At 52.5% G+C, this 9,610-nt stretch carries 12 protein-coding genes; 7 read left to right on the forward strand and 5 right to left on the reverse strand.

Annotated features, from left to right (window positions below):
- The first annotated feature begins 88 nt into the window (after positions 1 to 88).
- The gene (locus tag VE954_RS09060; protein ID WP_324951866.1) at positions 89 to 430 is read left to right on the forward strand and encodes a putative peptidoglycan-binding domain-containing protein; all 342 of its coding nucleotides are present in this window, start codon (positions 89 to 91) and stop codon (positions 428 to 430) included.
- Between the two features lie 42 nt (positions 431 to 472).
- Here the strand turns inward: VE954_RS09060 and VE954_RS09065 are convergent, their stop codons facing one another.
- On the reverse strand, positions 473 to 1,663 hold the full coding sequence (locus VE954_RS09065) for a transposase (RefSeq protein WP_324951868.1): 1,191 nt from the start codon (positions 1,661 to 1,663) through the stop codon (positions 473 to 475).
- Positions 1,664 to 1,754: 91 nt separating this feature from the next.
- Between VE954_RS09065 and VE954_RS09070 the strand changes: the two genes are divergently transcribed.
- Entirely contained in the window at positions 1,755 to 2,072 is a 318-nt protein-coding gene (locus tag VE954_RS09070) for a hypothetical protein (protein ID WP_324951870.1), read from the forward strand.
- A gap of 350 nt (positions 2,073 to 2,422) precedes the next feature.
- Positions 2,423 to 2,674 carry a hypothetical protein gene (locus VE954_RS09075; RefSeq protein WP_324951871.1) on the forward strand — a complete coding sequence of 84 codons (252 nt, stop codon included), beginning with the start codon at positions 2,423 to 2,425 and terminating at the stop codon, positions 2,672 to 2,674.
- 303 nt (positions 2,675 to 2,977) lie between these two features.
- On the opposite strand, the gene VE954_RS09080 is transcribed toward VE954_RS09075, so the two are convergent.
- Entirely contained in the window at positions 2,978 to 3,985 is a 1,008-nt protein-coding gene (locus VE954_RS09080) for a GGDEF domain-containing protein (protein ID WP_324951873.1), read from the reverse strand.
- Positions 3,986 to 4,150: 165 nt separating this feature from the next.
- Here VE954_RS09080 and VE954_RS09085 point away from each other — a divergent pair, with 165 nt between their 5' ends.
- The 4 genes from VE954_RS09085 to VE954_RS09100 are packed head-to-tail and all read left to right on the forward strand — an operon-like array spanning position 4,151 to position 7,794.
- Positions 4,151 to 4,864 carry an ABC transporter ATP-binding protein gene (locus VE954_RS09085; RefSeq protein ID WP_324951875.1) on the forward strand — a complete coding sequence of 238 codons (714 nt, stop codon included), beginning with the start codon at positions 4,151 to 4,153 and terminating at the stop codon, positions 4,862 to 4,864.
- On the forward strand, positions 4,861 to 6,651 hold the full coding sequence (locus VE954_RS09090; RefSeq protein ID WP_324951877.1) for a hypothetical protein: 1,791 nt from the start codon (positions 4,861 to 4,863) through the stop codon (positions 6,649 to 6,651). The genes VE954_RS09085 and VE954_RS09090 overlap by 4 nt, the downstream gene beginning before the upstream one ends.
- Positions 6,606 to 7,574 (forward strand): glycosyltransferase family 9 protein, encoded by a 969-nt coding sequence (locus VE954_RS09095; protein ID WP_324951879.1) that lies wholly within the window; start codon positions 6,606 to 6,608, stop codon positions 7,572 to 7,574. The genes VE954_RS09090 and VE954_RS09095 overlap by 46 nt, the downstream gene beginning before the upstream one ends.
- A 10-nt stretch (positions 7,575 to 7,584) precedes the next feature.
- A complete protein-coding gene (locus VE954_RS09100; protein WP_324951881.1) occupies positions 7,585 to 7,794 on the forward strand; it encodes a DUF2905 domain-containing protein in 210 nt (69 codons plus the stop codon).
- On the opposite strand, the gene VE954_RS09105 is transcribed toward VE954_RS09100, so the two are convergent.
- From VE954_RS09105 to VE954_RS09115, 3 genes are all read right to left on the reverse strand, one after another.
- A complete protein-coding gene (locus VE954_RS09105; protein WP_324951883.1) occupies positions 7,791 to 8,435 on the reverse strand; it encodes a TetR/AcrR family transcriptional regulator in 645 nt (214 codons plus the stop codon). The genes VE954_RS09100 and VE954_RS09105 overlap by 4 nt on opposite strands.
- Positions 8,436 to 8,586: 151 nt before the next feature.
- Complete coding sequence (locus VE954_RS09110; protein ID WP_324951885.1) at positions 8,587 to 9,351, reverse strand: adenylate/guanylate cyclase domain-containing protein; 765 nt, start codon at positions 9,349 to 9,351, stop codon at positions 8,587 to 8,589.
- A 54-nt stretch (positions 9,352 to 9,405) separates the two neighbouring features.
- Positions 9,406 to 9,610, reverse strand: a 205-nt coding sequence (locus VE954_RS09115; protein WP_324951887.1) for a hypothetical protein, incomplete at its 5' end; no start/stop codon positions are given.

Here is a 9,610-nt window from a genome sequence, read left to right on the forward strand (position 1 = left end):
CTTTGAGTCAATGAGGATCATTCGAAAACGACAGCTCGAAGCAGAGGGCAATACCTCTGCTGAGATCTTCTATTCCCTGGCTGCATGATTGCTCGCAAATCCAGATATTTTCTCGCTCAGAGTTTGCAAACGCAACACAACCCGATTTTCCCCAAGGCTTGCTCTTCCGCTATTCGATGCGGCCGTCAATCATGGGCCAAGAACCGGCATCCGGATCTTTCAGGAGGCGCTGAACCGCCTGGGCGCGGATCTCGTGGTGGATGGTGTGGCGGGTGAGATGACAGTGAAAGCAGCAAAGTCGTATTCCCCGAGGCGGGTTCTCGCGGCATTTTTATCCCAGCGCCTGCAGTTTTATCGCCGGCTTGAGACGTATAAGGTCTTCGGCCTTGGCTGGGATCGGCGTATAATCGAGCTCGCAGTTTTATCGTAATTTGAGGATTTCATGAACCAGGATCTTAAGACCAGACTTTTCTCAAGCGTCATCTCCAGCCCTTCGCGTGAGCCGGGTCTGATCGGCCCTTCCCGGGCGAAAGGCCCATCCCTCGGTCAGGTTCTTTCGCCTGTAATATCCTTTGTCTGTAGCCAGTGACTTCAATGTGCCCTGGCCAAATAGTTTCGAATGCTCTTCGATAAATTGTGGAAAAATCGACCTGTCTGGCATCTGCACATCCATGCATTTCAATATAAAGAGAAAGTTTCCCTTGATTCTCCCCAGCTGTATGGTTCGCCCGAATTCGTGCATTTTTTGCAGTTTCCCTTTGGTTATGCAGGCTACTTCCTGAGCGTGGAATGCGAGAATTTTCCCGGTTTTCAACGTTCCATTTCGAACGAAGTGGGCGACGTCCAGCAGGTATCGCCAGCCATGGCCATTGATTTGATCGATGGATCGCTGGATATTCCAGGGAAGTCGCTTGTAACGTCCAGGATCCAAAGACTGAAATAAGTCGATGACGGGCTTCATCTGCTGCTTTACCAAATGATGGAGTTCCTTGAAAACGGCATTTTTTTGCTCCCGATCCTTGTTCTTTGGAGCAAACCAATATTCTCTGGCCTTGCTTCTGACAGCTTTTAGATCGATTGATAAATTGTCGGGTATCAAAGCTCGGGTTTTTTTCTTTAGGTAGCCCAGAACCTTGGTGGCCATGCCGCACAATTTGACCATTAGGTTGGCATCGCTCGGATATGAAACGTTGGCTTCCTGTACCGTTGAATCGATATCTGTTTCTTCCGGATTTGCGAATCCAAGTTGAACTGCAAACTGGGCCAGAGCGTTGGCCAAATATCGCTGGGTTTCGGGAGACAGGCGACTTCTGAATTCTTCTATTTTTGTATGATCCGGAGCGTGCCAATTTTTGATGGATAGTTTTCCACAGAACAATTGGAATGCCGCGTTGTCCCTTATCCAGTATTCTGTCTGGCGGTCGGTCAGATCGTAGATTTTCTGCAAGAAATAGGCAGCCAAGTGAATTCGAACTTGCAGTTTCCGACCCAGCCACCAATAGCCTTTTGCCGTTGTCTTTTTTAGATCGGCAATCACTGGACCTGCCAGCTGAGTCCATGGTAATGAATTGCCCAAGGCGATGAGTGGGTGAGTTTCCAGAACTGAAACGGAAATAACATGACCCGACAGCTTCGTGTCGAGGCCTTCCAAGCAGAGCGCCATATTGAATCTCTCTACGCATGCCCACCAAACAATAAGGATTACTGGGACTTGACCAGATCTGGAACAAAAAATCAATTGATAGAGAATGAACATGATTCAAATGGATTTCAGTAAGTACAAGCTCGAAGAACTCATCGACCTGAACAGGAGACTTGTTGATTATGTGAAGGCCGTTCAGCATGCGAAAGACATGCAGGCCATCGCAAAATTTGACGTTGGCGATCGCGTGCAGTTTAAAACAAGCGCCGGCGGCATAATAAAGGGCACCATATTTCGAATCAATCGCAAGACAGTTGTTGTCCACTCCGACGATCATCATGACTGGAAAGTTTCGCCTAATCTGCTACAAAAAGTTCCTCACGAAAACGGGCAGAATAAGAAATTCAGCGGCCGCCTTTTTCCAGTTTAACCGTTTTTGCCGCTCCTATTTCGCGCCAGCGACTAAATACCATCATCGAGCAATATACAGGCAAGGTCGAAGACAAATTTTTTCATATGGCAACTATCAAAAGAAAAAGATGCGCGCGGCAGACCTTACATCATTTGCTATGAGAACGGACCTGCCCTAAAGCGCAAGTATATATGGACCTGGCAAACGGCAATCCAGCCTGAGATGTCCACAATGCGCGGTCACGATGATTTCCCGGAATATATGGCTACTTTTTCACGAATGATGCCCAACAGAACGCCCTGCAAAGTGAAGCCAAATCTGGAGACTGCCAAAGATCGGATTTTCAAAATGCATGGAATGACCCTGCGATGAAAGATGTAGAGCCATTCAATAAAGGCTTGATCAACAAAGAGAGGTCTGGCGTCCAGGCGGTGGATGGCGGGTATACCTGGGTCACTGAGGGTATATTCAAGACCGAAGATGGTGCGACGTGCCTAATTGTCAAATTCAGCCTTAAAAATCCTATTGGCTCCGAAGGCGTCCTGAAGACTGACGCAGACCTTGAGTCGAAACTTGCTATCGAGCTGGGGTTGACACAACGTGATGGCCCGAACCAGTAAGGCTTTTGGTGTAGGCTTGGGAGGCAGGCTGTCTGCCTCTCCCTCGCTAAATTTTCTTCTACGTTCAACACCGGTAATAATCTGGGTTTTGCTCATGGATGAGGATGATCCTTAGGAAGAACTTAAGAATTGACCTCAATCCTGAGGTCAATCCTTAGAGATACGTTAACGACGCTCTCTCAGATTTTCTTCGGGGTTATCAATCGGGGCAGGACCGATCGCTTACTTGGCAGCTTTTCCACCCAGTTGGTGAAAAAGCTGACCCAGGAATTCCTGTCTTGAAGGGAAGCAGGGCAGGCGGCCTTAGGCGGTTCTGTCCTGCTGCTGATCGCGGGCGATTTGGAATTGATCGCGGCCCTGCTGCTTGGCCACGTAAAGGGCTGCATCGGACAGGGACAACAGCATCTCGGTGCTCATCTTGGATATCGAGGGCTCAGTGGATGCCACACCCATGCTGAGCGTCACGAGCGGACTCACCTGCGATGCGGAATGTTCGATCCCTTGATCGTGGATGGCCATGCGAATGTTATTGCAAATGTTGGCAGCTTGGAGCGCCGTGGTGTGGGGCAGGATAATGGCGAACTCCTCGCCTCCATAACGCGCAACCAGGTCACCGGGCCTTTTCAAAGCGGATTTCAAGGCCTGCGCCACGCGCTGCAGACAATGATCCCCTCGCTGATGGCCGTAAGTGTCGTTGTATTGTTTGAAATAATCGATGTCACAGAGTATTAAAGCCAGATTCCCACCGTTGCGGAAGGCCCGCTTCCATTCCTGCTCCAAACTTTCATCGAAACAACGACGATTCGGAATCGCCGTCAGGCTGTCGAGGAGAGACATCTTCGCCAGGATTTGATTCAAATCCGAGAGCTGGTGCGTGGCTTCGAGCAATTCCTTTTCACGCGCCTTCCGTCGATCGATCTCGTGCTTCAGACGCAAGCACGAACGCACGCGCGCCCGCAGTTCATATTCCTCGATCGGTTTGCTGACAAAGTCTGTGGCGCCGAACGCAAAGGCCAGCGGCATTTTTTCAGCCCGCGATCCATCTGATGTCGCGAGAATCGGGATATCCTGGTAGAAAAGCATGCTGCGGATGCGATCGACAAAGGTGGCAAAGGTATCGCCATTCGAGATATCGATGACGATGAGTTCCAAACCGAATACGGTTCGCAGAGCCTGCTCGCCGAGGCCCAGGACGTCCTGAGCTTCTTCCAAACTGGCACAGAGTATGGTCTGATTGTAACCCCATCGGCCGAGCATCGCGGCATACTGTTCCAGTTCGTGGCGGTTAGGATCGATAACGACAATCGACATCGCGGTTTTCTCCCTGTGGCACCTGAGCAGCTCGTTAATAGGATCGGTTGGAGTCCCAGGGAACTCAAGTCGGTCCGGCAACTGGGTAAAAGTCCTCGGTGGGACTGGAAACTTTCGGAAAGTCATGGCAGTTTGCCAAACGTCCCCAAAAGCCGAGGAGGCCATGTGCTGATCTGTGACCAATTGTGCAAGGATTACGGTGGGTTCCAAGCCGTCAAAAGTCTGACGCTGCGGGTGGAACGTGGCGAAATTTTTGGTTTCCTCGGGCCCAATGGCGCCGGTAAAACGAGCACGATCAAAATGCTGATGGGTCTCCTGGTGCCGAGTTCAGGTCATGCCACGATCGACGGATTGGATACCCAGCGCGATCACGTCGCTGTGAAAAGCCGGGTGGGGTACCTGCCGGATAATCCCCATTTCCTCGATTATCTGCGCGGTCGTGAGCTCTTAAGTTTCGTCGGTGAGATGCATGGCCTGTCCCCCGCAGAAGCCCGGGTCCGGGCTCAGCATTGGATCCAGGACCTGGGCCTCGAAGATGCGCAGGAGGACTTCGCCAACAATTACTCCACCGGAATGAAAAAGCGCCTCGGCCTCGCCTGCGCCTTGATTCATAATCCCAAGGTATTGATTCTGGATGAACCCACCAATGGTCTTGATCCGCGCTCGGCGGTCCACGTTCGGGATCTGATCTTAAATTTTGCAGCCGAAGGGCGTACGGTTCTGCTTTCCACTCATCTTTTGGATTTGGCGGAACGGCTCTGCCATCGGCTCGGCATTCTGCATCATGGTCAGCTTGTGGCTGTTGGCACCTGTAAGGAACTGGCCCCGGATGGAAGTCTTGAAGAAAAATTTCTGGCTCTGACAGCGGACCGGCCATGACGGGGGCGCGGCTCTTTGGGAAAAAAATTTCCGGCCCTGACTGCGGACCGGCCCTGAAAGGGGCACGACTCTTTGGAATTCTTTGGCGTCTGCAGACGAGGCGCCTGATCAATCGCTTGCAGGACCTGCGCACCCGCTCGCTGACTCTTACGGCCTTGGGGAGTGCGCTTCTGATTTTGTCCCTGATGGGTTTGCTTTTGATTATGGACCGTTCGGTTCAGCGCTTGCTGGATGCGAATGCCGTGCGTGAGGTGATTCAAAGGTTTGTGGACGTGACCTGGGATCCTCTACGTTTTACCCGTTATGAGGATGTGCCGGATCAAGGGGCCCGCCTAATGCTGCTCTTTTTGAATAGCACTCTGCTCAGCGCGCTGTTTTTGAAATGGGGTCATTGGCAAAGCCTCCAGCGTGATGAGGAATGGGAATGGTTCGCGGAACAACCCTGTCCCGCTTGGGCACTTTTCGTTCAGAGATGCTGGATGGAAAGCCTATGGCCGCAGGGTTTTTCCCTCTTCATTGGGGCTTTTTTCATGCTGCTGGGTCTGCAGCGCGGCTGGGCGCCCCTGTCTGCCTTGGGTATGACGCTGGTCCTGGTCCTGACCTTGCAAACTCTCCTCGCGGCGCCGCGTCTCACCTTGGACCTGTGGCTGCGTCTTCGCTGGCCTGCCCATCGCGTACGAACCCTTCGTGGTGCCTTTGGGCTTATCGGTGCTGCCCTGCTGGTCCTGGGTCTGCAGGCCTTAAGCATCGATCAGGGTTGGGCTGTGATTGCTGTCATGCGCATGAGTTCGATCCTGGATGCAACACCAGTGGCGCTCGCCCTGTCCGCAGTGATGCTGCGCGATGAGGCTGCTGCGCTTCGTCATTTTGCGTCCTTGCTTGGCATCGTCGTGGTGATTCATCTTGCATGCTACGGTTGGGCGGCCTGGGCTCTGCGACGACCGACGCCTGGACATGCGGCCTGGTTGGGTCGATCCCAGGATCAGAAGAAACAGACATTAGGTCTGCGCACATGGCTTTGGAACCGTCTCCATCCTTTGACACGTCGCGATCTGACTCTCCTGACCCGGGACCGACATTTTATTCTGCAGATTTTAGGAGCGCCCCTGGTCTTTGCGATTGTGCCCCAGGGTCTTCCCATGCAGGATACAGCCTGGCTTTTGGCCATGGCCTGGGGAACGGGTCTGCTTTTTTTATGGTCGGCGGTGTTTTATATTCTGCCTATGGAAGGGCGCAGTCTTTGGTTGCTGTTCACCTGGCCGCAAACGTTATCCCAGTTTCTGCGTCGACGTCTGATGGTCCTGCTGGCTTTGGCAGGCTGTTATGCAGGTCTGGTCCTAGGACTGGGATTTTTACGAGCAGGGTGGGAACGTCCCTGGGAACTCTGGCGCTTGTTATACATCAGCTGGGGGATGTTGGATTTTGGTGTGCTGTTCACCAGTCTTGCTGTTTTTACCTATGAGCCGGAAGCGCAAGGGCGCGAGCAGCGTCCTGGGCTTTGGCTGAATTATGGTATGTTGATTTTGGGTGCCTTCTACGGCTGGTTTTTGTTTCGACCCGACGCCCGCGAAAGCCTTCTCGTTATGGTGGGGCTCAGCGCGCTCGCTGGGTTTTTATGGTGGCGCATGACCCTGGTTTTGCCGGCCCTTTTGGATCGACATGCCGCTCCTCCCGTGCGTAAGCTCCGCGGTCAGGAGAAGCTGCATTTTTTTAAGTTCATCACTCGTTGGATTGGATTCGCATGCGTAAAGTGCTGCTGGTTTGCCTGGATAATCTGGGCGATTTGATTTTTACTTCGGTCCTGGCGGAGGCGCTGCGGCAGGATCCTGAAGTGGAGTTGTCGCTTTGGTGCAAGGATTACACGGCTCGCATCGGTCATCTGCTGCCGGGCGTCCAGCAGGTGTTCGCCGCGGATCCATTCTGGGATAAATCCCCAGGTCGTGGCAAGGGATCGGCGCGCATTTTTTTTCGTACGCTGCGCACGATTCGCAAAAAACGTTTCGATGTCGCGCTGATCACGAGCAGCTGCTGGCGGACGCCTGGTTTTTTACGTATGGCTGGCATACGTCAACGGGTGGGCCTGGCGGGTCGCAAGAATAAAATGTTCCTGACTCAGGCTCTGGCTGCGCCTGCCCGCGATGAGCCGGTTGTGGCCGCGCTGCTGCGAAGTTTTCAACCCTTCCTTCGGCGTGAGGTTCCTCCGCATACGGTGCTTGATCGCGCGCGGCTGCCCCAATTTCAATTGCCACCGGAGTTGCAAAAAAAGCCTTATGTGTGTCTGCATGCGTTCGCAGGACAGCGGGATCGCTGTGCCCCCTTGCCGATCCTGCAGGCTCTCGCCCTCCGACTGGAGCAACAGGGCTATTCCATTCTTTGGATGGGCACCAGTGCGGAATTGCAGGAACTCAAACAGAATCCGCAGGCATCGGCCCAGGCGCTTTATGCGGATCGGTGGGCCCAGGATCTCCTGAGCGTGGCGCTCTTGATCAGCCGTGCCCAGTTTTTTATTGGTCATGATTCAGGTCCACTGCATGTGGCCGGTGCGTTGGGCATTCCTGTTCTGGGCTTTTACCTGCCCGGAGAACCGAAGCGCACGATGCCGCAAGGCAAGGGTCCGTCGACGATGATCATGCGGGATCATCCGGGACTTCTGACGATCGAGGACGCCGACGCAGGTCTGACCAGCCTGATGGATCAGCTTCCAACCTAGGAGATACGTCATGTCGCGAGTATTGATTTCAATCGGATTGAGTTTGGTTTTAATGGGTGTGCTTTGGCATTTCGGCAGTCGCCTTGGGCTCGGCCAGCTGCCGGGCGATATTTCATTTAAAAAAGGCAATACCACAGTCTACTTCCCTGTGGTCACATCCATCGTCTTGAGCATCGCGCTCTCGCTTCTCTTCTGGCTGTTCGGCAAGTTTCGCAGTTAATGGATCAGGGGTTGTTTCAGGCCGCGCGCGTAAACCCTGGCAAAATCCTGCAGGCATTGCAGGGTTTCGTCCTTGTCTTTGCCCATGATGATATGGGCCATGAACACCGTCGCAAAACTCTGAAAACCAATGACAAAACAAATTTGATGCAGATCGGCATCGGTCGGCAGCTGATCTTTTTTCTGCAGAAGCTTCAATCGCTCGCAGAGCTGCAGATCAGGATTATACGACACATGATGACGAATCTTGTCATTGAGCGTGGGGTCGGTGGCAGCGCGGGAGACGATAATGCGGATGAAATCCTTGAATCTAATATCCTGCTCCACGCGCGTTTGCAGATAGCTGCAGAATTCCTCCTCCAGGGTTTCCCGGGGTGGGTAGGTGAGCTGCATGTCCTTTTTTTCATTGATATAGCGAACGATGATCGCCAGCAGCAGGCCTTCTTTGCTTTGAAAATATCGGCTGATCAAAGCTTCGTTGCTGCCGGCGCGTTGGGCGATGAGTTTGGTGGTCGCGCAGTCATAGCCAAGCTCAGAAAATACCTCAAGCCCCGCCTGCAGTAGGTTTTCCTGCGTGGTTTCACGATCCCTACGCTTGGGCATTTTGCCATCAGATCGGATGCTGGCTCTGGAAAGGGACACCTGGAACAGCTCCTCGGCACCTGGAGAGGACCGTTAACATGCTGAAATTATTGATCATAATATCATACCTTGTTGTGAGGAATGAATCAAGTCAATAACCTATCAAGAGGGCGAGCTGAATTTCATGCGTCAATATGGAGAATATAAGACCTTAGGACAAGAGCATGTAGTAAAGGCAGGTGGCGCCGGAATCATCACGTACGGTGATGCGATGTTCGCGCAGATCAAACTTTTTAAAACCGTCGCGCCGCTCGCGATCGAGACTTTCGTACACGCGCGATTGCAGAATGATAATACTCGATCCCTGATCCTCTTCGAGGATGTACTTCCGCATGGCTTCGTAACGTGTTGCGAGAATCACGGAGCGACCGAAGACATCATATTCCTTGGCACCTGATTCCGGATAAAATCCGCTGATGCTATCCAGGGCCAGGCCGATGCCGCAGCAAATGGGGACTTCTGAATGCAGGACTTGGGATTCCTCTTTGAGGATCTTGTGGAATTGAAAGGCTAACTGCAGCGCATCGTTCGCTTTGCTGCCGGAAAGAGTCCGAAACGGGTACCCCACCGAGCAGAGAAAGCCGTCACCGACTTCTTTAATGCGATAGGCCGGAGCCTGGAGCTGGTCCGGATCATATCCTTCCATCATCGCTTGCGTACACCGGGAAAAGGTGTCACGCAGGAACTTTTTTACTTTCTCGTGCTGAATGCGGGAGCTGCTAATAATATCGAAGCTGATCACGACGGCTTCTGAATCGGACGTGGGCATGGTCTCTTCCAGAATCCTGCCGCCCTGAATCATTTTCATTTGATGCGGATAGACGATCTTGCCGAGCTGCGCATAGCTATGACTGCGCATGGCTTCTTCATCACGGATCGTCTGCAGATAAACCAGTTCGCGAGAGCCGGCCGCCATGGCCTGCATATAAAGGAAAGCCAGACTTCCATACTTGAGAGTGCCGAGTTCTTTTCAGTGTGATCGCGAGCGCTTTCTAGCTTGACGCTCTCGTTTGCGGCGTTGCCTATTTTCTTTGCAGATCTTTTTTCTGTGTTTATTATGATTTGCACTGAGATCGCGAAAACTATCACGATACAACACATCTTCGACGTACTCTTCTTCATCAAGAACAAACAATGGCTCATGCCCTTCATACGTCTTGAATAATTTCATATCG

The organism is Oligoflexus sp., from assembly GCF_035638955.1.
Lineage (GTDB): Bacteria > Bdellovibrionota_B > Oligoflexia > Oligoflexales > Oligoflexaceae > Oligoflexus.

What these genes read in the sequence shown, in the direction of transcription:
- VE954_RS09065 (WP_324951868.1), bottom strand. Translation starts at nt 1,663, where the DNA reads ATGGCGCTCTGCTTGGAAGGCCTCGACACGAAGCTGTCGGGTCATGTT.
- VE954_RS09070 (WP_324951870.1), top strand. Translation starts at nt 1,755, where the DNA reads ATGATTCAAATGGATTTCAGTAAGTACAAGCTCGAAGAACTCATCGAC.
- VE954_RS09075 (WP_324951871.1), top strand. Translation starts at nt 2,423, where the DNA reads ATGAAAGATGTAGAGCCATTCAATAAAGGCTTGATCAACAAAGAGAGG.
- VE954_RS09080 (WP_324951873.1), bottom strand. Translation starts at nt 3,985, where the DNA reads ATGTCGATTGTCGTTATCGATCCTAACCGCCACGAACTGGAACAGTAT.
- VE954_RS09090 (WP_324951877.1), top strand. Translation starts at nt 4,861, where the DNA reads ATGACGGGGGCGCGGCTCTTTGGGAAAAAAATTTCCGGCCCTGACTGC.
- VE954_RS09095 (WP_324951879.1), top strand. Translation starts at nt 6,606, where the DNA reads ATGCGTAAAGTGCTGCTGGTTTGCCTGGATAATCTGGGCGATTTGATT.
- VE954_RS09100 (WP_324951881.1), top strand. Translation starts at nt 7,585, where the DNA reads ATGTCGCGAGTATTGATTTCAATCGGATTGAGTTTGGTTTTAATGGGT.
- VE954_RS09110 (WP_324951885.1), bottom strand. Translation starts at nt 9,351, where the DNA reads ATGGCGGCCGGCTCTCGCGAACTGGTTTATCTGCAGACGATCCGTGAT.